The sequence below is a fragment of the Georgenia satyanarayanai genome (assembly GCF_900116375.1).
Lineage (GTDB): Bacteria > Actinomycetota > Actinomycetes > Actinomycetales > Actinomycetaceae > Oceanitalea > Oceanitalea nanhaiensis.
This window is the reverse complement of sequence record NZ_UETB01000003.1, coordinates 127,563-149,371: the sequence shown is the minus strand read 5'-3', so window position 1 is coordinate 149,371 and position 21,809 is coordinate 127,563. Positions and strand designations below refer to the sequence as shown.

At 75.5% G+C, this 21,809-nt stretch carries 19 protein-coding genes; 10 read left to right on the top strand and 9 right to left on the bottom strand.

Features of this window, described 5'->3' with window-relative positions; all coding sequences use genetic code 11:
- Window positions 1-157: 157 nt before the first annotated feature.
- Window positions 158-1,672, bottom strand: coding sequence for an aminopeptidase P family protein (locus tag DSZ44_RS06495; protein WP_110851796.1), 1,515 nt, complete (start codon window positions 1,670-1,672; stop codon window positions 158-160).
- A 53-nt stretch (window positions 1,673-1,725) separates the two neighbouring features.
- Here DSZ44_RS06495 and DSZ44_RS06490 point away from each other — a divergent pair, with 53 nt between their 5' ends.
- Entirely contained in the window at window positions 1,726-2,589 is an 864-nt protein-coding gene (locus tag DSZ44_RS06490; RefSeq protein ID WP_502530280.1) for a PHP domain-containing protein, read from the top strand.
- Complete coding sequence (locus tag DSZ44_RS06485; RefSeq protein ID WP_110851794.1) at window positions 2,586-3,209, top strand: MarC family protein; 624 nt, start codon at window positions 2,586-2,588, stop codon at window positions 3,207-3,209. Before DSZ44_RS06490 ends, DSZ44_RS06485 begins: the two co-directional genes overlap by 4 nt.
- A gap of 6 nt (window positions 3,210-3,215) precedes the next feature.
- On the opposite strand, the gene DSZ44_RS06480 is transcribed toward DSZ44_RS06485, so the two are convergent.
- The 4 genes from DSZ44_RS06480 to DSZ44_RS06465 all read right to left on the bottom strand — a co-directional run bounded on the left by DSZ44_RS06480 (window position 3,216) and on the right by DSZ44_RS06465 (window position 7,921).
- Window positions 3,216-4,850 (bottom strand): copper resistance CopC/CopD family protein, encoded by a 1,635-nt coding sequence (locus DSZ44_RS06480; protein ID WP_110851793.1) that lies wholly within the window; start codon window positions 4,848-4,850, stop codon window positions 3,216-3,218.
- Window positions 4,851-4,857: 7 nt separating this feature from the next.
- Window positions 4,858-5,586 (bottom strand): YcnI family copper-binding membrane protein, encoded by a 729-nt coding sequence (locus DSZ44_RS06475; RefSeq protein ID WP_110851792.1) that lies wholly within the window; start codon window positions 5,584-5,586, stop codon window positions 4,858-4,860.
- A gap of 79 nt (window positions 5,587-5,665) precedes the next feature.
- Window positions 5,666-6,175 (bottom strand): hypothetical protein, encoded by a 510-nt coding sequence (locus tag DSZ44_RS06470; protein WP_110851791.1) that lies wholly within the window; start codon window positions 6,173-6,175, stop codon window positions 5,666-5,668.
- A 117-nt stretch (window positions 6,176-6,292) separates the two neighbouring features.
- Entirely contained in the window at window positions 6,293-7,921 is a 1,629-nt protein-coding gene (locus tag DSZ44_RS06465) for a DEAD/DEAH box helicase (protein ID WP_110851790.1), read from the bottom strand.
- A gap of 228 nt (window positions 7,922-8,149) precedes the next feature.
- Between DSZ44_RS06465 and DSZ44_RS06460 the strand changes: the two genes are divergently transcribed.
- Window positions 8,150-8,809 carry a ferritin-like fold-containing protein gene (locus DSZ44_RS06460; protein WP_110851789.1) on the top strand — a complete coding sequence of 220 codons (660 nt, stop codon included), beginning with the start codon at window positions 8,150-8,152 and terminating at the stop codon, window positions 8,807-8,809.
- Between the two features lies 1 nt (window position 8,810).
- Here DSZ44_RS06460 and DSZ44_RS06455 read toward each other — a convergent pair whose 3' ends face one another.
- Complete coding sequence (locus DSZ44_RS06455; RefSeq protein WP_110851788.1) at window positions 8,811-9,032, bottom strand: DUF3107 domain-containing protein; 222 nt, start codon at window positions 9,030-9,032, stop codon at window positions 8,811-8,813.
- 137 nt (window positions 9,033-9,169) lie between these two features.
- On the opposite strand from DSZ44_RS06455, the gene DSZ44_RS06450 reads away from it, so the two are divergent.
- The 5 genes from DSZ44_RS06450 (at window position 9,170) to DSZ44_RS18735 (ending at window position 17,246) form a co-directional block, all read left to right on the top strand.
- Window positions 9,170-12,418: an ATP-dependent DNA helicase gene (locus tag DSZ44_RS06450; RefSeq protein WP_258369274.1), complete on the top strand. Its 3,249-nt coding sequence runs from the start codon at window positions 9,170-9,172 to the stop codon at window positions 12,416-12,418.
- Window positions 12,415-15,675, top strand: coding sequence for an ATP-dependent helicase (locus DSZ44_RS06445; RefSeq protein ID WP_110851787.1), 3,261 nt, complete (start codon window positions 12,415-12,417; stop codon window positions 15,673-15,675). The genes DSZ44_RS06450 and DSZ44_RS06445 overlap by 4 nt, the downstream gene beginning before the upstream one ends.
- 34 nt (window positions 15,676-15,709) lie before the next feature.
- Entirely contained in the window at window positions 15,710-15,832 is a 123-nt protein-coding gene (locus DSZ44_RS18530) for an OsmC family protein (RefSeq protein ID WP_373681235.1), read from the top strand.
- Between the two features lie 68 nt (window positions 15,833-15,900).
- On the top strand, window positions 15,901-17,115 hold the full coding sequence (locus DSZ44_RS06440; RefSeq protein ID WP_258369273.1) for a multidrug effflux MFS transporter: 1,215 nt from the start codon (window positions 15,901-15,903) through the stop codon (window positions 17,113-17,115).
- Window positions 17,112-17,246, top strand: a complete 135-nt coding sequence (locus DSZ44_RS18735) for a hypothetical protein (protein WP_258369271.1) — start codon at window positions 17,112-17,114, stop codon at window positions 17,244-17,246. The genes DSZ44_RS06440 and DSZ44_RS18735 overlap by 4 nt, the downstream gene beginning before the upstream one ends.
- 14 nt (window positions 17,247-17,260) lie before the next feature.
- On the opposite strand, the gene DSZ44_RS06435 is transcribed toward DSZ44_RS18735, so the two are convergent.
- Window positions 17,261-18,139, bottom strand: a complete 879-nt coding sequence (locus DSZ44_RS06435; RefSeq protein ID WP_110851786.1) for a LysR family transcriptional regulator ArgP — start codon at window positions 18,137-18,139, stop codon at window positions 17,261-17,263.
- Window positions 18,140-18,209: 70 nt separating this feature from the next.
- Here DSZ44_RS06435 and DSZ44_RS06430 point away from each other — a divergent pair, with 70 nt between their 5' ends.
- A complete protein-coding gene (locus DSZ44_RS06430; protein WP_110851785.1) occupies window positions 18,210-18,806 on the top strand; it encodes a LysE/ArgO family amino acid transporter in 597 nt (198 codons plus the stop codon).
- A 49-nt stretch (window positions 18,807-18,855) separates the two neighbouring features.
- Window positions 18,856-19,977, top strand: a complete 1,122-nt coding sequence (prfB, locus tag DSZ44_RS06425) for a peptide chain release factor 2 (RefSeq protein ID WP_110851930.1) — start codon at window positions 18,856-18,858, stop codon at window positions 19,975-19,977.
- A gap of 20 nt (window positions 19,978-19,997) precedes the next feature.
- Here prfB and DSZ44_RS06420 read toward each other — a convergent pair whose 3' ends face one another.
- Together DSZ44_RS06420 and DSZ44_RS06415 are read right to left on the bottom strand one after the other, a co-directional pair.
- Entirely contained in the window at window positions 19,998-20,690 is a 693-nt protein-coding gene (locus DSZ44_RS06420) for an ABC transporter ATP-binding protein (protein WP_110851784.1), read from the bottom strand.
- Window positions 20,687-21,754: an ABC transporter permease gene (locus tag DSZ44_RS06415; protein ID WP_110851783.1), complete on the bottom strand. Its 1,068-nt coding sequence runs from the start codon at window positions 21,752-21,754 to the stop codon at window positions 20,687-20,689. Before DSZ44_RS06415 ends, DSZ44_RS06420 begins: the two co-directional genes overlap by 4 nt.
- Window positions 21,755-21,809: the final 55 nt, after the last annotated feature.

Here is a 21,809-nt window from a genome sequence, read left to right as displayed (position 1 = left end):
CAAGCTCCGCCCTCGCCCGCGCCCGCCCCCGCCCCCCCTCAAGCGCGCCGACAGCTGAGTTGTTACCCGGCTCGGCCGGTAACAACTCAGCGCTCGGCGCTGGGTGTGGGGCGTGCGGGTGGGGCGTGGGCGTGGGGGCGGGGCGTGGGGGCGGGGGCTACCGCTCGAGGAGGGAGGCCATCCAGGCCTCGACGTCGTCGGCGCGGCGGGGGAGGGCGGCGCTGAGGTTCTCCACGCTGCCGTCCTCGCGGACCAGGACGTCGTCCTCGATGCGCACGCCGATGCCGCGCAGCTCCGCCGGGACGGTGAGGTCGTCGGCGCGGAAGTACAGGCCCGGCTCGATCGTGAAGACCATGCCCGGCTCGAGCTCGGCGTCGAGGTACATCTCCCGGCGCGCCTGGGCGCAGTCGTGGACGTCGATGCCGAGGTGGTGGCTCGTGCCGTGGACCATCCAGCGCCGGTGGAACTGGCCCTCCTCGGCGAGGGACTCCTGCGCGCTGCCCGGCAGCACGCCCCACTCGGCCAGGCGGTGGGCGAGGATCTCCATCGCCGCGGCGTGGAGGTCACGGAAGCGCACGCCGGGCTCGGCGGCCCGGGCGAAGGCGGCGTCGGCGGCCTCGAGCACCGCCTCGTAGACGCGGCGCTGCGGCTCGGTGAAGACGCCGTCCACCGGGATCGTGCGGGTGACGTCGGCCGTGTACAGCGACTCGACCTCCACCCCGGCGTCGATGAGGACGAGGTCCCCCGGCCGCACGGCGCCGTCGTTGCGGATCCAGTGCAGCGTGTTGGCGTGGTTCCCGGCGGCGGCGATCGTGTCGTACCCGGTGGCGTTGCCGTCCTCGCGGGCGCGGGCACCGAAGACGCCCTCGATGACGCGCTCGCCGCGGTGGTGGGCCAGGACCCGGGGCAGGGCGCGCACGACGTCGGCGAAGCCCTCGGCGGTGGCCGCGACGGCCTTGCGCATCTCCTCGACCTCGAAGGGGTCCTTGCGCAGCCGCAGCTCGGACAGCGCCTCGGCGAGGACGGCGTCGGCCGCCTCCGTCTCCGGCTGGCCGGTGCGGGCGGTCTCGACCCGCGCCTGGACGGCGGCGTCGACGCCGCGCACGACGCGCAGCTGGACGCCGCCCGCGCCGGCGTCCTTGGCCAGCTCGTCGGCGAGGGAGTCGATGTGCGCGGTGCGCAGCCCGGTGAGCGCGGCGACCTCCTCGAGGCTGGGCCGCTGCCCCACCCACAGCTCCCCGTAGCGGGAGTCGGCGAAGAACTCCTCGGTGTCCTTGCCCGCCCGGGGACGGAAGTACAGGACGGCCTCGTGGGGGGCGGCGTCGTCGTCGGTGGGGTGCAGGACGAGGACGGCGTCGGGCTCCTGGTCGGTGCCCAGCCCGGTGAGGTGGGCGAAGGCCGAGTGCGGCCGGAAGCGGTAGTCGGTGTCGTTGGAGCGGGTGACGAGCGTGCCCGCCGGCAGGACGAGGCGCTCGCCGGGGAAGCGGGCACCGAGGCGCTCGCGCCGGGCGGCCGCGAAGGGGGCCGCGGGGCTCTGCTCGGGCAGGGCCGGCGGCTGCTCGGCCCAGCCCGAGGCGATGAAGGCTCGGAAGGCGGGCGACGAGGGGCGCTGGGAACGGTTCGACCCGCGCTCGCTCAACGGCTGGTTCTCCTGACGGTCCGTGTCGCTCATGTGCCCATCGTCGCACGCACGGGGCGCCCGCTGCCGGGTGCCCAGGCCGTACCCTGGGGCTCGTGCTCGCCCGCCCCGCCGTCGACCTCCACACGCACTCGAGCCTCTCCGACGGCACCGAGCGGCCGGCCGTGCTCATGGCGGCCGCGGCCGCCGCCGGCCTGGACGTCGTCGCCCTCACCGACCACGACACGTGGGACGGGTGGGAGGAGGCCGCCGCCGCCGTCGGGCGCACGGGGGTGGCGCTCGTGCGCGGCGCGGAGATCTCCACCTCGGCCGGCGGGATCAGCGTCCACCTCCTGTCCTACCTCCACGACCCCGCGGCCCGCGGCCTCGGCACCGCCGTCGCGCGCGCGCGTGACTCCCGCCTGGGCCGCGCCCGGCGGATGGTCGAGCGCCTGGCCCTGGACTTCGAGCTCACCTGGGAGGAGGTCGAGGCCCTCCTGGAGCCGGGCGGGACGGTGGGTCGCCCCCACATCGCCGACGCGCTCGTCGCCCGCGGCTACGTCACCGACCGGTCCGCGGCCTTCACCGAGATCCTCCACGCCTCGGGCCCGTACTACGTGCGCTACGACGCGCCCGACGCCGCCGCGGCGGTCGAGCTCGTGCGCCGGGCCGGTGGGGTGCCCGTCATGGCTCACCCGCGCGCCGGGGCCCGCGGCCGCGTCGTCGAGGACGTAGTCATCGAGGAGATGGCCGCCGCCGGCCTCGCGGGGCTCGAGGTGGACCACCGCGACCACGACGACGGCGCCCGCGCCCAGCTCCTCGACCTCGCCTCCTCGCTCGGCCTGTTCGTCACCGGCTCCAGCGACTACCACGGCACCGGCAAGCCCAACCGGCTCGGCGAGCACCTCACCGACCCCGCCGTCCTGGAGCAGATCGAGAGCGAGGGCTACCTGCCGGTGGTCCGGCCGTGAGCGGGGTGCTCGACGTCGGGCTGCTCGCCACGACCTTCTTCACCCTGTTCGTCATCATGGACCCGCCGGGGACCGTGCCGATCTTCCTCGCGCTCACCTCGACGAGCACCGCCAAGGAGCGCAAGCGCGCGGCCCGGCAGGCGACGATCGTCGCCCTCGGGGTCATCACCGTGTTCACGGTGCTCGGGCCCTACATCCTCGACTTCCTCGGGATCTCCGTGCCCGCGCTCCAGCTGTCCGGTGGTCTGCTGCTCCTGCTCGTCGCGATGGAGCTGCTCACCGGCAAGGCCGAGGAGCCGCAGCCCGCGGGCGGTGGCAAGGTCAACGTCGCGCTCGTCCCGCTCGGCACGCCGCTGCTGGCCGGTCCGGGCGCGATCGTCGCCGCGATGCTCGCGGTGGAGGACGCCGAGGGCCCCGCGGGGTGGCTGGCGATCGGCCTGGCGATCATCGGCGTCCACCTGTGCCTGTGGCTGGCGATGCGCTTCTCGCTCGTCATCCACCGCGTCCTCGGCGACGGCGGCACGACCCTCGTCACCCGCCTCGCGGGCCTGCTCCTCGCGGCGATCGCCGTGCAGCTCATGGCCGACGCCGTCTTCTCCTTCATCGACGCCCACGCCTGAGCAGGCTCACGGCACCACCTCGACGGGCACGACGACGACGGGGTTGTCGAACGTCGAGGTGCGCACGCTGAGCTCCAGCTCCCACCCCCCGGGCAGCGGGAGGTCGACGGGGAGCTCGTAGCGGCCCGTGCCGGTGCGCGTGAGCGCCGGCGTCAGAGGCCCGAGGTCCTGCTCCGGGAGCGAGAGCCGCACCTGCGGGTCGGCCGCGGGCTCGAGGGGCTCGCCGTCCGCGTCGTTGAGCTCGATCTCCACGACGTTGGCGCCCACCCGCGCCGGTGCCACGCGGACGTCGGCCATGCCGTCCCCGAGCGCCACGTGCTCGGCGACGGGCCGCGCCGCGGCGGGGGCGGTGTGCCCGTCGGTGGGGCTCTGGGACACGAGCACACCGGTGAGCGTGACGGCGAGGAGGATGAGCCACGCCTCGGTCCCCACGGTGCGGCGCAGGCGGGCGCGGGCGCCGTCGTCGTCCCCGACGTGCGGGACGAGCCGGTAGCGGTTCCACGCCGCGACGAGGACGACGACGCCGACGACGGCGACCTTCGCGAGCAGGGTGAGCCCGTACCCGGTGCTCGTGAGCGCCGCGAGGTCGGGCAGGATGCGCCAGGCGAGCACGGTGCCGGTGGCGGCGAGGGCGAGGACCACCCACAGGGCAGCGGTGGAGAAGCGGCCCACGGTCCGTGCGGCGGCGCTCGCGGGTGCGGAGCTGCGGAGCGTGATGACCAGCCCGAGGACGCCGCCGAACCAGACGGCCCCGGCGGACACGTGGACCGCGTCGCTGCCGAGGACGAGCCAGGCGGGGCCGAAGGAGCGGCTGTGGCCGGCGAGCGGCAGCGACAGCAGGGCGAGGAGGGCACCGGCGCACGTCACGGCCCGCCCGGCCGGCGTGGCGCCGGCGCCCAGGGCGAGGACGAGCCCGACGAGAGCGACGACCGTCGCCGTGCCCACCGGGGTGCCGGTGAGCGTGTCCCACAGGGTGCCGGGGTCCACGAGGCCGGGGAGTCCCGACCCGGTCCGCCACGCACCGTCGGCGGCGAGGTAGACGAGGAGACCGCCGAGCGCGGCGGCCGCGAAGACGGTGGCGAGTCGCAGGACGGGCGCGTGGACGATGCCCGCACCCCGGTCGAGGAGGACGGTGCGGAAGAGGACCAGGCCGCTCGTGCCGAGGATCCCGAGGTACACGAAGACCTGCGCGCCCTGGTGGAGGAGGTCCACGAGCGGGTCGCCCGTGGGTGCTGCGACCTCCGCGACCGCGGTGGAGGGCCGGCCCACCGCGAAGGTGAAGGCACCGCCGACGGGGTGGCCGTCGGCGGAGACCACCGACCAGTCGACGACGTAGCTGCCCTCCGGCAGGTCCGCCGGCACGGTGATCTCGACCGTGTCGTCGACCGGGCGCGCCTCGGCGGCGATCGGCTCGCCGGCCGCGTCGAGCAGGCGGACGCTCCCGTCGTCCGCCTGGACGGGCTCGTTGAAGGTGAGGGTGACGACGTCGGGCGGTGCCGTGAGGACGTCGCCGTCGGCGGGGTCCGTGCCGAGCAGCATCGCGTGCCCGGTGGCCGGGGCTGCTGACGCGAGCGTCAGCAGCACCCCGGCCACCGTGGCGACGAGGCCCAGCACGGTCCGCCGCAGGAGCTGGACCGTCATGGGGTCGTCAGCTCGTGCGACGCGTGCGGGCCAGGGCCAGCCCACCGAGGGCGAGGCCGGCGGCCCCGAGCGCGAGCGCGACCCACGGGACGACCGCCGGCGGGCCTGCCGTGGCGCCGTCGTCGCCCGTTGCGGGAGCGCCGGCCACCGGCTCGCCCTCCGCGGTCCCCGCCTCGGGCTCCGCGTCCGCCGTGACGGACGCGTCGTCCGCGGCGGCGGTGAGCGTGACGACCGACGCCGGGTACTCGAGCTCGTCCGGGTCCTGCCCGTCGGCGGCGAGCTGCACCCAGGGCGCCTCACCCTCCTCGCAGGTCTGGACGACCGGGAAGGCGAGCGTCTCGCCCGGGGTGTCGGGCAGCCGGACCGACAGCTCCATGGCGTCGCGGTGGTCGGCGGGCAGGGGGGACTCGGCCGTGTAGACGACCTGGGCGACGCGCTCGGTGAACCGGCCGCCGTGGCCGTCGTCGACGGGCGGGTCGAGGGTCTCCAGGACCGTCGAGATCTCCCAGCCCGGGTTGACGGTGGGGGTGACGGCCGGGATCGACTCGGGGATCGCGATCGCGACCGCGGTGGTCGCCGAGTCGCCGCAGCCGTGGGGGACGGAGACGGTGAGGACGGCGTAGGAGCCCGCCTCGGTGGTGTCGGGGGTGACGGTGACGTGCGCGGAGGCGCCGGTGGCGCCGAGCAGGACGAGTGCGGCAGCGGCGACCGTGGTCGCGGCAGCGGAACGCTTCATGGGTGTGCCTCTTCGGTTCGACAGGGACCCGGACGTGCGGACGCACGCCCGGGAGGTCGCCGGTGGCGGCGACCTGGGCTCAGCTGTGGACCGGGAGGGGTGGGGCGCGTCCGGAGGCGGCGCCGGTGGCGGGTGCCGTCGGGGGCACCGGGCGCGAGGCGGCGACGGCGGTGCGGGCAAGGACGGGGAACGCGCGTGGTGGCAGCGGGTGGCGGACGACGCGGGAGAGGCCGGCGCGCAGCAGCGCCTGGCCGTACCGCAGGACGAGGGCGGTGAGGACCGTGGCGAGCGCGTGCGTCGCGACCATCGGCAGCGGGGGGCCGTGGCCGTGGCCGTGGTGCGCGGTGGTGTGGAAGGTGAGGTGGAGGACCACCTGGGCGACGGCGAGCAGGGCGACCAGCCGGGCGGGCCACAGCGGACGGCGGGTGAGCGGGAGGGCGGCCACCGCGGTCGCGGCCGTCAGCCACCCCACCGTCGACGCGACGGGCGCGGCGCCCCCGGCCAGCAGGTGGAAGCCGAGGGAGAGCAGCACGACGACCGGGGCGGACGACGCTGCCCGACCCGCGTGTGCTGCCCCCGTCGACCGCATCCGGGCACGTTAGCGAAACCGCGTGACTAAAGCCACACACCGTCCACCGGAAGGGGGTGGGGGAACGACGACGCCCCCGCCCGGATCTCCGGACGGGGGCGCGGCCTTGCGGTGTGCTCAGCCCTCGCTGGCGCCGCTGGGCTTGCGGGTGCGACGCCGGCGGCGACGCGCCTGTCCCTCGCGCGGCGCCTCGGCGCCCTGGCCGCCGCTGCTCCGCGGGGCGTCGCTCCGTCCGCCCTCGGTGCGTCCGCGGCTCCGGCCGCCGCTGCCCTGGCCGCCGCTGTGCGGGGCGCGGGTGCCACGGCCGGCGGACTTGCCGGTCTCCCCGAGGTCCTCGAGCGCCTCGGCGTCCAGCCCGGCGCGGGTGCGGGCGCTGCGCGGCAGCCGCCCGGTGACCCCGGTGGGGATGCCCAGGTCCGAGTAGAGGTGCGGGGAGGTGTGGTAGGTCTCCGGCGGCTCCTCGAGCCCCAGGCCGAGGGTCTTGTTGATGAGCCCCCAGCGGGGCATGTCGTCCCAGTCGACGAACGTGACGGCGGTGCCGGACAGGCCCGCGCGCCCGGTGCGACCGATGCGGTGCAGGTAGGTCTTCTCGTCCTCGGGGCACTGGTAGTTGACGACGTGCGTGACGGCGTCGACGTCGATGCCGCGGGCGGCGACGTCGGTGGCGACGAGGACGTCGACCTTGCCGGCGCGGAAGGCGCGCAGTGCCTGCTCGCGGGCGCCCTGGCCGAGGTCGCCGTGGATGGCGGCGGAGGCGAAGCCGCGCTCGGCGAGCTCGTCGGCGACCTTCGCGGCGGTGCGCTTGGTGCGGGTGAAGACGATGGTGAGGCCGCGGCCCTCGGCCTGGAGGATGCGCGAGAGCATCTCGACCTTGTTGAGGGCGTGGGCGCGGTAGACGATCTGCCGCGTCGACTTGACCGTGTGGCCGTCGTCGTTGGGGTCCTGCGCACGGATGTGCGTGGGCCGGGTCATGTACCGGCGGGCCAGGGCGACGACGGCGCCGGGCATGGTCGCGGAGAAGAGCATGGTGTGGCGGGTGGCCGGGGTGCCGGCGAGGAGCGTCTCGACGTCGGGCAGGAAGCCGAGGTCGAGCATCTCGTCGGCCTCGTCGAGCACGACGGTGCGCACGCGGGAGAGGTCGAGGAGGCGCTGCTTGTACAGGTCGATCATCCGGCCCGGTGTGCCGACGACGACCTCGACGCCCCGCTGGAGGGCCTCGATCTGCGGCTCGTAGGCACGCCCGCCGTAGACCTGCGCGACGCGCAGGGTCGGGCGGCGGCGGGAGGCGACGACGAGGTCCCCGGCGACCTGGACGGCCAGCTCGCGGGTGGGGACGATGACGAGCGCCTGCGGCTTGCCCGGGTCGGGCAGGGTGTCCCAGCCGTCCTCGCCGGGCGCGACGACGTTCTGCAGCGCCGGGATGCCGAAGCCGAGGGTCTTGCCGGTGCCGGTCTTGGCCTGGCCGATGATGTCGTGGCGGCTGAGCGCGACGGGCAGGGTGAGCGCCTGGATGGGGAAGGGGTGGAGGATGCCGTCGTCCGCGAGGGCGTCGACGATGGCCTGGTCGACGCCGAAGTCGGCGAAGGTGCGCTCCGGTGCGAGGGCCTCGTTGCTCGCGTCGGTGATGTCGGCGTCGATCGTGTCGATGCCGGCGTCCCCGAGGGCGGCGGTGTCGACAGCGGTGGAGACGTCGATGCGGCCGTCGTCGGCCGAGGGCGTGATCACGCCCGAGGAGGTGTCAGTCACGAGTGGTACCTATCCGGTTGTGGCGGGGCGGCGAGTTCGCCGGCAGCACCGCCTGGTCGTGGCAGCCGATCGTGGGCATTCGCGCCGCGTGTCGCGGCAGGGCTCTGATACGTGACGACCGGTCAACCGTATGAACCCTGCCAGTGTAGCGCCCGGGGCCCGGCAGGCACCCGATGGTGGGCGGTCGCACAGGCGGGGCCGGGGAGAGGGCGGAACTAGGCTGGGCCCATGCCGAGCCCAGAGCCGTCCGTGCCCGCCCTCGACCGCCCGGAGCAGGTGGTGACGGTGCTCGGGCTCGTGGCCGCGAGCCGGGTCACCGCCTTCGACTGGCTGGCGGCCGACGCCCTGCACGCGCCGCGCACGCAGGCGCGGGTGGCGGTCACGCGTCTCGCGTCAGGCCAGCTCGGGGCCTACGACACGCTCGCCCGCAGCGCCGAGGAGCACGGCGGCGTCCTCACCGACGCCGCCGCGCCCTACCTCGAGCTGCTCGACGGGATCGGGCAGCGCACCCGGTCCGACGACTGGTGGGAGCGGGTCGTGCGCACCGTCGTCGCCGGGGGCATGGTGCGGGACCTGGCCCGCGTGGTGGGCGAACGCCTCCCCGAGCCCGTCCGCGACGTCGTCGCCGGTGCGCTCGCGGGGCAGGGCCTCACCGGCCTCGTCGCGGCCGAGGTGGCTCAGGCGACCGCCGGCGACCAGGCCCTCTCGGCCCGTCTGGCGCTGTGGGGACGCCGCGTGGCGGGGGAGGCGCTGGGTGCCGTGCAGCCGGTGCTCGACGTCGTCGAGCTGGCGGGAGCGGTGGACCTCAGCGCCCTCGCCGCCCCCGCCGTGGGGACCGTCTCGGCCGACCACGCCCGCCGCATGCAGCGGCTGGGCCTGGCGGCGTAGGTCAGACGCCGAAGCCGACGCGGCGGGGGGTCTCCGAGCCGAAGCGCACGTAGCCGAGCGCGCCACCGGGGACGAACACCTGGGCGCCGTTCTCGTCGGTGAGCTCGAGCGTGGTGCCCGCGTCCAGCGCCGCCTTGACGGCGCCCCGCAGCTCCTCCGCGGGCAGCGGGGAATCGATCGTGATCTCGCGGGCGACGTCACGCACGCCGATGGTGATCTCCAAGGTGACTCCTTGCTGAGGCGGCCGGGGCCGCGGGGAACGGGCTGTCTCCCCATCGTAGGCATGCCGGACCGGGCGGGCCGACCGGGTTCGCCGACGGCGTGACCCCCGATGTCGGTGGCCCGTGGTTCCATCGATGCGTGACACAGACGGCGGTCCGGCTCAGCGTCCCGGCGGCGTGCGCCACGGTGGACCTCGACGCCGACCAGCTCCGCGTGGTCATGCGGCCGGTCGGCGCCGGGAACCTGCTCGTCGTCGGCGCACCCGGTAGCGGGAAGACGACGACGGCGGTGGAGACCTTCCTCGCCCGCGCCGGGTCCTCCGCCGCGCTGGGCAGCCACCCGCTGAGCAGCCCCGCCCTGTTCCTCGCCCCGTCGCGGCGGGCCGCGGACCGCGTCCGTGACGCAGTCGGTACCCGGCTCCTCGGTGAGGGGGGCAGCACCCGCGGCCTGGTCCGCTCGGTCGCCTCCTTCGCCTACGCCGTCGTCCACGCGCGCGCCACGGCGCTGCGCCAGCCGCCGCCCACCCTCGTCACCGGGCCGCAGCAGGACGCCACCCTCGCCGAGCTGCTCGCCGGCCACGCCGACGGCCTGGGCCGCGACCCCCGCTGGCCCGCCGGCATCGGGCCGGAGACCCGCGCCCAGCCGGCCTTCCGCAACCAGCTGCGTGACCTCCTCACCCGCGCCGTCGAGCTCGGCCTGAGCCCGGAGGAGCTCGCGGACCTGGGCCGCCGCGCGGGCCGGCCGGAGTGGGAGTCGGCCGCCGTCGTCCTCGCGGAGTACACGGACGTCACGGTGCTGGGCGAGACCCCGGCGGACCGCGGCGCCCGGTACGACGTCGCGGCCGTCGTGGACGTCGCCACCCACGCCCTGCGCACCTGGCGCGAGGACCTGCCCGACCTCGCCCCGCCCCGCTGGGGGACCGTCGTCGTCGACGACTACCAGGACGCCACGCTCGCCACCGCCCGCCTCCTCCACGCCCTCGCCGACGACGGCGCCGAGCTCGTCCTGCTCGGCGACCCGGACGCCGGTGTCCAGGGCTTCCGTGGCGGCACCCCGGCACTCGTCGGGCGGGCCGTCACGCGCGAGGCGATCGGTGGCTTCGACGCCGAGCGCGAGGTCCTCGGCACCGTGTGGCGCGGCACGCCCTCCCTGCGTGAGGTCACCCGGCGGGTGACGAGCGAGATCTCCGTCGTCGGCGGCGCGCGGCACCGCAGCGCGCCGCACGCCGAGGTGAGCGAGCCGGAGCCGCGGCCGGGGGAGGCGCCCCACGGCGTCGAGACCGCCGTCCTGCGCAGTCCCAGCCAGCAGGCCGCGCACGTCGCCCGGCGGCTGCGCGAGGAGCACCTGCACCACGGCACCCCGTGGTCGCGGATGGTCGTCGTCGTGCGCTCCACCGGACAGGTCGCCGGGCTGCGCCGCCAGCTGCGCGAGGCAGGCGTTCCCGTCGCCCAGGAGGGCGCGCGCCAGGCGCTGCGCGAGGAGCCCGCGGTGCGCCCGCTGCTCACCGCGCTGCGCGCGGTCACCGGCACGCTGGACGCCGAGGCCGCGGTCGCCCTCCTGTGCTCCCCGCTCGGGGGGATGGACTCGGTGTCCCTGCGCGGCCTGCGGCGCTCCCTGCGGGGCGCGGTCGCGGCCGAGCTGCCCGAGGGCAGCGCCCCGGTCGCCGTGCGGGCCGCCACCGACGACCTCCTCCTCGAGGTCCTCGCCGAGCCGGTGCGCGCCGCGAACCTGCCCGGTCCGCACCGCAGCGGCCCGGTGCGCGTGAGCCGGGTGCTCGCGGCCGGGCGGGCGGCCCACGAGCGCGGCGGCGGTGCCACCGAGGTGCTGTGGGCGCTGTGGGACGCCGCCGGGCTCGCCGAGCCGTGGCGCCGGCGCGCCCTGGCCGGGGGTGCCGCCGGGGAGCGTGCGGACGCCGACCTCGACGCCCTCATGGCGCTCTTCCGCGCCGCCGAGCAGTTCGACGAGCGGCACGCCGGGGCGGGGCCGGCCGGCTTCGTCGCCGAGGTGCTCGCCCAGGACATCGCCGCCGACACCCTCGCCGCCCAGGGCCAGCGCCGTGAGACCGTCGCGATCCTCACCCCGGCCGGCACGGGCGGCGGGCAGTGGGAGGTCGTCGTCCTCGCCGGGCTCCAGGAGGACGTGTGGCCCGACCTGCGCCTGCGGGACACGCTGCTCGGGGCGGGCGAGCTCGCCGACATCGCCTCCGGCCGGCGCGAGCCCGGCACGCCCGTGGCCCGCAGCCAGGCGCGCCGCGACGTCCTCGACGACGAGCTGCGCATGCTCGCCGTCGCCGTCTCACGCGCCACCCGCCGGCTCGTCGCCACCGCCGTCCTCGACCTCGACGACCGCCCCTCCTCCTTCCTCGAGCTCCTCGGCGCCGACTCCGCCGGGGAGGCCGCCGGCCCGGTCCCGCCCGCGCTGGACCTGCGCGGCCTCGTCGCCGAGCTGCGCGCCGCCCTCGACTCCGAGCTCCTCGCCGAGGCACACGGGCAAGGACAGCCCGACCGGCGCGAGGCGGCGGCCGCACTCCTCGCCCACCTCGCCGCGCACGAGGTACCCGGCGCGGACCCCGAGGAGTGGCACGGCCTGGCCGCGGCGAGCAGCACCGCACCGCTCCACGGGCCGGACCAGCAGGTGCCCGTCACCCCGTCCACCGTCGAGACCGCCGACCGCTGCCCGCTGCGTTGGGCCCTGCAGACCGCCGGCGGCCGGCGGGAGGACTCCCTGGACCAGTCGCTGGGCAACCTCGTCCACGACATCGCCGCCGAGCACCCCCACGGCAGCCTCGCGGAGCTGCGGACGGCGCTCGAGGCCCGCTGGTCCTCCCTCGGGCTGGGCGAGGGCTGGGTGGGTCAGCGCTCGCGGGCCGAGGCCGAGCTGATGATCGAGCGACTCGCGCACTACATGGCCGGGGTCCCCGGCGAGGTGGACGTCGAGACCGCCTTCACCGCGGACGTCGGGCGCGCCCGGCTCGTGGGGCGTATCGACCGCGTCGAGCGGCTCGGCCCCGCCGACGGCGACGGCGAGGTGGTCCGCGTCGTCGACCTCAAGACGTCGAAGAACCCGGTGAGCGAGGAGGAGGCGCGCACGAACGCGCAGCTGGCCACCTACCAGGTGGCCGTCGAGGCGGGCGGGCTCGCGGGCGCCGCGGAGTCGGCCGGGGCGCGGCTCGTCTACCTCGGCACCGGCAAGGCGGGCGCCACCGAGCGGCGCCAGGTCCCGCCGGGCGAGGCCGAGGACCCTGCCTGGGCGCACACGCTCGTCGCCCGGGTCGCCGACACCATGGCCGGGTCGCGCTTCGAGGCGCGCGTCAACCCCGGCTGCAGCCACTGCCCGGTGCGGCGCAGCTGCCCGCTCCAGAGCGAGGGACGACAGGTGACCCAGTGACCGAGACCCTCACCCCCGTCCGGCACAGCCCCGCGGACATCGCCCGCGCGCTGGGCCAGCACGTGCCCACCGAGGAGCAGCAGGCCGTCATCGAGGCCCCGCTCGCGCCGCAGCTCGTCGTCGCCGGTGCCGGGTCGGGCAAGACCGAGACGATGTCCGCCCGCGTCGTCTACCTCGTCGCGAACGGGCAGGTGCGCGCGGACGAGGTGCTCGGCCTCACCTTCACCCGCAAGGCCGCCGCCGAGCTCTCCGACCGCGTCCGCCTGCGCCTGCGCCAGCTCCGGCGCGCCGGCCTGCTCGCGGTGGAGGACGCCCGGATGGACGTCGACCGTCCCACCATCGCCACGTACAACTCCTTCGCCGCGGACATCGCCAAGGAGCACGCGCTGCGCATCGGCATGGACCCCGACGCCCGGCTCGTCACCGAGGCCGGGGCCTGGCAGCTCGCCGACGGCGTCGTCCAGGGCTGGCACGCCGCCCTCGACGTCGACGCCACGCCCGGCTCGGTCACCGAGGCGGTGCTCTCCCTGTCCGGGGCGCTGGCCGAGCACCTCCTGTCCACCGACGACGCCCGCGAGCAGCTCGAGCAGCTCACCGGCTCGCTCACCGACGCCACACCGGCGGGCCGCGCGAAGGAGCCGTACGCGGACACCCGCAAGGCCGTCGTCTCGCTGCGGGAGCGGCTCGCGCTCCTCGACCTCGTCGACGCCTACGCCCGGGCCAAGCGGGAGCACGGCGTCATGGACTTCGCCGACCAGGTCGCGATGGCCGCGCGCATCGCCCAGGCCGTGCCCGCCGTCGGGCAGGCGCTGCGCGAGCAGTACCCGCTCGTCCTGCTCGACGAGTACCAGGACACCTCGGTGGCCCAGCTCCAGCTGCTCTCCTCGGTCTTCGGCGACGGCCACGCCGTCACCGCTGTCGGCGACCCCAACCAGGCGATCTACGGCTGGCGAGGGGCCGCGGCCGCGGCGCTCGCCGACTTCCCCGCCCAGTTCCCCAGCCTGGGCCGCGCGGGGCAGGAGCACACCCCCACCCGCTACCTGCGCACCTCGTGGCGCAACGACGCCCGCATCCTCGCCGTCGCCAACCGGGTGTCCGGGCCGCTGCGGCTGCCCGAGGACGGGGCGCCGGCTCCGGTCGAGGTCCCCGAGCTCGTCGCCCGGCCCGGCGCGGGGGAGGGCCGGGTGCTCGGCGGCTACGCCGAGTCGACCTCGGAGGAGGTCGCCGGCATCGCGGACTTCTTCGTCGAGCGGTGGGCGCCGGAGCAGACGGCCGCCGTCCTGTGCCGCACCCGCTCGCAGTTCACCGGCGTCGTCGAGGCGCTGCGTGCTCGGGGCGTGCCGGTCGAGGTCCTCGGCCTCGGCGGGCTGCTCGCCGCCCCGGAGGTCGTCGACGTCCGCGCGGCGCTCGAGGCCGCCCACGACGCCTCGCGGGGGGACTCCGCCATGCGGCTCCTCACCGGTGCGGGGCTCGGCGCCGCCGACCTCCACGTCCTCGGCGCCTGGGCCCGCTCCCTCGCCGCGGCCACCGGCGCGAAGGGCGAGGCGAGCGTCGTCGAGGCCGTCGACCAGCCGCCCGCCGCCGGGTGGCACGCGCCGTCGGGCGCCGTCCTGACCGCCGACGGCCTGCGCCGGGTCCGGCGCCTGGGCGACCTGCTGCGCCAGGTCCGCTCACTCAGCTACCTCTCCCTGCCCGAGGTGGTCGCCCACACCATCACGCTCATGGGCCTGGACATCGAGGTCGCCGCGCGCGCCGGCCGCGTGCCCGCGCACGCCCGCGGCAACCTCGACGCCTTCGTCGACGTCGCCGCCTCCTTCGCGGCCGACACCGGGGCCGGCCTGGGCACCTTCCTCGGCTGGCTCGACGCCGCCGAGGAGCGCGAGCGCGGCCTCGAGCCGGTCGACGCGGACCCCGAGCCGGGCGCCGTCCAGGTGCTCACCGTGCACGCCGCCAAGGGCCTGGAGTGGGACGTCGTCGCCGTGCCCGGCATGGTCGAGTCCCAGTTCCCCAGCTACAAGGGCCGCCCGTCGGCCGACGGTGCGGTGAGCTCCGCCGGCTGGCTCACCGACCGCACCTCGCTGCCCTACCCGCTGCGCGGTGACGCCGAGAGCCTGCCCGCCCTCGACATCCCGCCGGCTCCCACCCACGCCGACGTCCGTGACGCCCTCGCCCAGCTCCGGCGCGACGGCGGCCGGCACGCCGTCGGTGAGGAGCGACGCCTCGCGTACGTCGCCGTCACCCGGGCGCGGCACACCCTGCTGCTCACCGGCTCCTGGTTCCGCACCGGCAAGACGCCCCTGCCGCCCTCGCGCTTCCTCACCGAGCCGCGCGACGCGGGGCTCGTCGAGGAGGCACCGCCCGGATGGACGGCACAGCCCGCCGAGGACGCCGTCAACCCCAGCCTCGAGCGCGTCGTGGCCGCCACCTGGCCGCTCGACCCGCTCGGCGAGCGGCGCGGGCGGCTCGAGGCGGCCGCCGTCGCCGTCCGCACCGCCACCGGCCTGCCGCCGGAGCCCGCGGGCGACGTCGCCCGGTGGGCGCGTGACGCCGCCCTGCTCCTGCGCGAGCGGGAGGAGGCCCGCGCCGCCGGGCTGGAGGTGTCCCTCGGCACCCACCTGTCGGCCTCCGGGGTCGTCGGGCTCGCCGAGGACCCCCACGCCTTCGCCCTCGAGCGGCGCCGGCCCATGCCGAGCGCGCCGAGCGAGCACGCGAGCGTCGGCAACCTCTTCCACGCCTGGGTCGAGGAGTACTACGGGGCGCCCAGCCTGCTCGACGTCGAGGGGGCCGACGCCCTGTTCGGCACCGAGGAGCCCGCGGAGCGGCCGGCCGGCGCCGCCCCGGATCTCGAGGAGCTCAAGCGGACCTTCACCACCTCGGCGTGGGCCACGCGCCGGCCCGTCGCGGTGGAGGTCGACCTCGAGACCGCGGTGGCCGGCACCGTGGTGCGCTGCCGGATCGACGCCGTCTTCGACGACGAGCAGGGCCTGCAGGTCGTCGACTGGAAGACCGGCGCGCCGCCCCGGGACGCGCACACCCTGGCCTCCCGCGAGCTGCAGCTCGCCCTCTACCGCCTGGCGTGGTCGCGGCACACCGGCCGGCCGGTGGAGGAGATCGGGGCCGCGTTCTACTACGTCGGCGCCGACCGCACCCTGGAGGCCGGGCGCCTGCCGGAGGAGGAGATCGAACGGCGTCTCGGCGCCGCCCTCGCCGCGCTCACCGGCGACCGGTCCACCGGCGTGCGCGCGGACGCTCGCTGACCGAAGGTGGGGCGATGGACGCCCCCTCGAGGTCGTGCTTCCCGACGTCCCGCACGAGCAGGCCCAGGAGCTGGCCGACCAAGCGCACCAGGTCTGCCTCTACTCCCGCGCCACCCGGAGCAACATCGACGTCACCGTGACCGTCTCGGACGACTGAGTCAGGAGTCACACCGCCGGGGCGGACCCGGGCAGGGGCGAGCCCCGACGGTGGTGCACCATTGATCGGTGACCAACCTCGCCCCGCGGTCCCCGCGGCCCAGCGCGAAGTTCATCCTCCTCGTCGGCGTCATGGCCGCCCTGCCCGCGGTCACCACCGACATGTACCTGCCGTCGCTGCCCGTGGTGGCGACCGAGCTCGACACGACGCCCGCACTCGTCCAGGGCACCATCACCGGCGTGCTCATCGGCGGTGCCGCGGGCCAGCTCCTCGCCGGCCCGCTGTCCGACCGCTACGGCCGGCGCCGGCCGGTGATGATCGGGGTCCTGCTCCACGTCATCGCCTCGGTGCTGTGCATCTTCGCGGCCGGCATCGTCCCGCTGCTCGTCCTGCGCATCATCCAGGGCATCGGGAACGCCGCCGCGATGACGACGGCGATGGCCGTGATCCGTGACCGCTACAGCGGGGCCACCGCCTCGGCGATCCTCTCCCGGCTCATGCTCGTCATCGGCGTCGCTCCCCTGCTCGCCCCGACGGCGGGCAGCCTGGTCGCCGACCTCGCCGGGTGGCGCGCGGTCTTCGGCGTGCTCGCCGCGCTGGGCCTGGCACTGATGGGCTTCATGTGGCGCTTCCTGCCCGAGTCGCTGCCCCCCGAGCGGCGTCTCAGCGAGGGGCTGGGTGGGGCGCTGCGCAGCTACCGGTTGCTGCTGCGCGACCGGGAGTTCGTCGCGCTCGCGATCCTGCCGGGTCTCGGCCTGGGCGCGCTGATGAGCTACGTCGCCGGCTCGCCCTTCGTCTTCCAGGTGGAGTACGGGCTCGGGGAGACACAGTTCGCGCTCCTCTTCGCGGTCAACGGCATCGGCCTCGTCCTCGGCGCGCAGGTGAACGCCGCCATCGTCCGGCGCTTCGACCCGCTCCACATCATGCGGGTCGCCGTGCCGGTCGCCACGGTGCTCGCCGTCGCGCTCTACGTCATCGCCTCGCGGGACATCGGGGGCCTCGTGGGGATCGTCGTCCCGCTGTGGCTCCTCCTCAGCGTGAACTCCGTGGTGCCGCCCAACGCGAGCGCGCTCGCTCTCAGCCGCCACGGCGAGCGCGCGGGCTCTGCCGCCGCGCTCATCGGCGCCTCGCAGGCCGGGATCGCCGGCGTCGTGAGCCCGCTCGTCGGTGTCCTCGGCGAGGACGCCGTCGCCATGGCTACGGTGATCATCGCGGTCATGGTGCTGGCCCTCCTCGTGCTGGCCCTCGGGACCCCTGCCTACCGACGGAAGGAACGGCGATGAGTGACCTGCCCCCGGAGCTGCGTGACGACGGCGAGCGCCACCGACCCGTGCAGCCGCTGTGGTGGCGCGTGACGACCGCCGTCATCGCGGTCGTCCTCATCGCCATGGTCGTCATCGCCTACACCTTCTGAGCAGCGGGAGCCGCTCAGGGGTGGAGGGTCGTCGCCGCCGAGCGGACCGCCGCGGTGACCCGGTCGATCCGCTCGGAGCGCAGGCGCCAGCGCTGCCAGTGCAGCGGGACGTCGATCCGGTCGCGCCCCGGGAGGCGGACGAGGCGTCCGCGCCCGACGTCGTCCCCCAGCTGCTCCTCCGGCACGGCACCCCAGCCGAGACCGGCACGGACGGCGGCGAGGAAGCCCTCGGAGGACGGGACCACGTGGGTCGGTGGTGACGCCGTGACGCCGCGGGCGGTGAGCACCCGCTGCTGCAGGTCGTCCTTGGCGTTGAACCGCACGACGGGCATGCCCGCCCAGTCGACGGTGCGTCCGCGCGTCCACCGCTCGGCCAGCTCCGGTGCGGCCACGGGGACGTAGCGCATCGTGCCGAGGGGCTCGACCGAGCAGCCCTGCACCGCGACGGGCTCGGAGGTCACCGCACCGAGGACGGCCCCGGTGCGCAGGAGGGTGGCGGAGTGGCCCTGGTCCTCGACGTGGAGCCGCAGGCTGACGTCGGGCCACGAGGCGCACTCCGCGAGCACCCGCACGAACCAGGTGGCGAGCGAGTCCGCGTTGACCGCCACGGGCAGGGGCGCCGTGCCCGTGCCGCCGGCGGCGGACAGCTCGGCGCGCAGCTCGCGTTCCAGGAGCTGCTGCTGGCGGGCCGTGCGGAGCACCGCGGCGCCGGCCTCCGTGACACGGCTCGGGGTGGTGCGCAGGAGGAGGACCTGCCCGACCTGGCTCTCGAGCGCGCGGATGCGCTGGCTGACCGCGGACGGTGTGACCGACAGGTGGTGGGCGGCGGCCTCGAAGCTGCCCTCGTCGACGATCGCGACGAGCGCCGCCAGCTGCTCCGGACGCAGGGTCATGAAGCAACGCTAATGCCGCTGCACAAACTTTCGCTTGGCTTCAGCCGTCCGCGATCCTAGCCTCGTCGGCGTGGCACCCCTCCTCGCCGGCCTGCTCACGGGCCTGTCCCTCATCGTCGCGATCGGCGCGCAGAACGCCTTCGTCCTCAGGCAGGGCCTGACCCGCCACCACGTCGGCGTCGTCGTGGCGATCTGCGCGCTGTCCGACGCCCTGCTCATCGTCGTCGGCGTCAGCGGGGTGGGCGCCCTCGTCCAGGAGCACCCCGTCGTGCTCACGGTGGCGCGGTGGGCCGGTGCGGCGTACCTCGCCGCCTACGGGCTGCGCTCCCTGTGGAGCGCCCGGCGGGCGCAGGTGCTGGACCCGCTCGAGAGCCGGGGGAGGGGACGGGGCCGCGTCGTCACCACGACGCTCGCCCTGACCTTCCTCAACCCGCACGTCTACCTCGACACGGTCCTCATGCTCGGCTCGATCGCCAACCAGTACGCGGACGGGCGCTGGTGGTTCGCCACCGGCGCCGTCGTCGGCAGCGTCGTGTGGTTCTCCGCCCTCGGCCTGGGCGCGCGGGCGGCCGCCCCCCTGCTCGGCCGGCCCGGCACCTGGCGGGTGCTGGACGTCGTCATCGGCGTGGTCATGCTCCTGCTCGCCGTCCGCCTGGTGCTCGGCTGAGGCGGCCCGCGGACTCGTCGCCGGCCGTGATCGCGTAGCCTGGGTGATCGTGGCCATCGACTTCCCGACCGAGATCCAGCACCTGCGCTCCACCTACCGCTCCATCAGCGCGGTGACGGACCCGGACGCCCTGCGCGCGCAGATCGCCGAGCTCTCCGAGAAGGCCGGCGCCCCCGACCTGTGGGACGACCAGGAGGCCGCCCAGGCGGTGACCAGCCAGCTCTCCCACGCCCAGGCCGAGCTCAGCCGCGTGGAGCGCATGGGCCAGCGCATCGAGGACCTCGAGGCCCTCGTCGAGCTGGGCCAGGAGGAGGACGGCGCGGACGCCGACGCCTTCCTCCACGACGCGGAGGCCGAGCTCGTGGCCATCCGCAAGGACCTCGAGGACCTGGAGATCCGCACGCTGCTGTCCGGGGAGTACGACCAGCGCGAGGCCGTCGTGACGATCCGCTCGGGTGCCGGTGGCGTCGACGCCGCCGACTTCGCCGAGATGCTCATGCGCATGTACCTGCGCTGGGCCGAGCGGCACGGCTACCCGACGAAGGTGCTCGACACCTCCTACGCCGAGGAGGCCGGGCTCAAGAGCGTGACCTTCGAGGTCAAGGCGCCCTACGCCTTCGGCAACCTCTCCGTGGAGGCCGGGACCCACCGCCTCGTGCGGATCTCCCCCTTCGACAACCAGGGCCGGCGCCAGACGTCCTTCGCCGCCGTCGAGGTCATCCCGCTCATCGAGCAGACCGACCACGTCGAGATCCCCGACTCGGAGATCAAGGTCGACGTGTTCCGCTCCTCCGGTCCCGGCGGGCAGTCCGTCAACACGACCGACTCCGCGGTGCGCATGACCCACATCCCCACCGGGATCGTCGTCTCGATGCAGAACGAGAAGTCCCAGATCCAGAACCGGGCCGCCGCCCTGCGCGTCCTGCAGTCCCGCCTGCTCCTCGTGCGCCAGCAGGAGGAGAACGCGGCGAAGAAGGCCCTCGCCGGGGACGTCAAGGCCAGCTGGGGGGACCAGATGCGCTCCTACGTCCTCCAGCCGTACCAGATGGTCAAGGACCTGCGCACCGAGCACGAGCAGGGCAACCCGTCGGCCGTGTTCGACGGCGAGATCGACGACTTCATCGAGGCCGGCATCCGCTGGCGCAAGCAGCACGAGGGCGACGCCGCCTGAGTCCACCCGCCTCGTGGGACTCAGCCCATGGAGGCGAGCTCGCTGCGCGCGGTGAACACGCCGTCGTGGACCTCGACGACGGCGTCCACACCGCCCAGCTGAGATCGGTCGTGCGTGACGAGCACCGTCGCGGTGCCGCGTTCGCGGGTGAGGGCGGTGAGGAGGTGGAGGACTGCCGCGCCGCGCTCGTGGTCCAGTGCGCTCGTCGGTTCGTCCACCAGCAGCACCGCGGGCTCGTTCATGAGCGCCCGGGCGATGTTCACCCGCTGCCGCTGCCCCCCGGACAGCTGGTGCGGTCGGTGGTCGGCGCGGTCGGCCAGACCGACGGCGTCGAGGAGGTCCAGCCCGCGGGCACGTGCCGGTGCCGCGGGCGTCCCGGCGAGGTGGGCGACCACCTGCAGCTGCTCGACCGCCGTCAGGGACGGCAGCAGGTTCGGCTGCTGGAAGATGGTCCCGACGCTGGCCCTGCGCAGGTCGGTCAGCTCGCCGCGGCTCAGCCCCGTGGTGTCGGTACCGGCGATGACGACGCGCCCCGAGTCGGGGGTGATGAGCGTGGCGGCGACTGCCAGCAGGCTCGACTTGCCCGAGCCGGAAGGGCCGACCAGCGCAGTCACGGTGCCGGCCGGGACGGTCATGGTGACGTCGTCGAGCGCGGTCAGCCGCGACGTGCCGTCGGGATAGGTCAGGGTGATGTGCGACAGGTCGAGGGTCATCGGGTGCTCTCAAGTGCGGTCAGGGGGTCGACGGAGGTGATCCGGCGCACGGCGAGGCCGGCGCCCAGGACACCGAGGACGATGAGGACGAGTGCGGGCAGCAGCGTCGTCGACGCGCTGAGGACGAAGGGCACGGCGCCGCCGATCGCCAGGCCGAGCCCGGCGACGATCGCCATCCCGAGGGCGGTACCCAGGGCGAGCAGCACCACGGCCTGGCCCAGGGCGTCACGCAGCAGGTAGCCCGTCGAGGCGCCGAGCGCCTTGAGAACCGCGACGTCCCCGGAGCGCTGGATGGTCCACACCGTGAAGAACGCGCCGATCACCAGCGCGGAGATGGCGAACAGGAACCCGCGCATGAGCTGGAGCGAGCCGTTCTCCGAGGTGTAGGAACCGACCGCGCTGAGCGCGTCGGCGCGGCTGACCGTCTCCGTGCCGAGCTCGGCGTCGGCGGCAGCGAGGCCGGCCGTGTCGGTGGTGCTCAGGGCGACCACGGTGGCCACCGGCGTGCCATCGTGGCCGGGCTGCTGGACGTCGTCGAGCGCCGCCCACACGACGGGGGTGTGGCTGAAGGAGTCGTCCCCGGCCACGGCGGACACTGTGAGATCGGTGCCGGCGAGCGTGATCGTGTCCCCTTCGCCGGCACGCAGGTTCCCGGCGGCGGTGGACGACAGGACGACGGTGCCGGCCGTGACCTCGGCGGGGGCCAGGCCGGAGCCTGGCAGCACGCCGAAGCTCGAGACGCTCGCGGTGGCGTTCCCGGACTGCGCTCTCGTGGTCATGACGGCGAGTGGCTCGGCACGGCTGACGCCCGGCCGCGCTGCCCAGGCCTGCCAGGTGGGCTCCGCGACGTCGGAGGCCGTGAAGGTGACTCCCTCGCCGTCGGCCGGGGCGGCGAAGGCCAGGTGGTCGGCGGGCAGGTCGGTGATCGCCGAGGTGCTTTGTCGTGCCAACCCGGCGGTCAGTCCGGAGACCAGCCCGACGAGCACGGTGATGAGCACGACGACCGCCCCCATGAGAACGAACCTCCCCTTGGCGAATCGCAGGTCTCTCCAGGCCAGGAACACGATCAGGCCTCCTCACGTCTCGGTGCCGGGGTGGTTCCCCGCCGCTGGTCCCAGC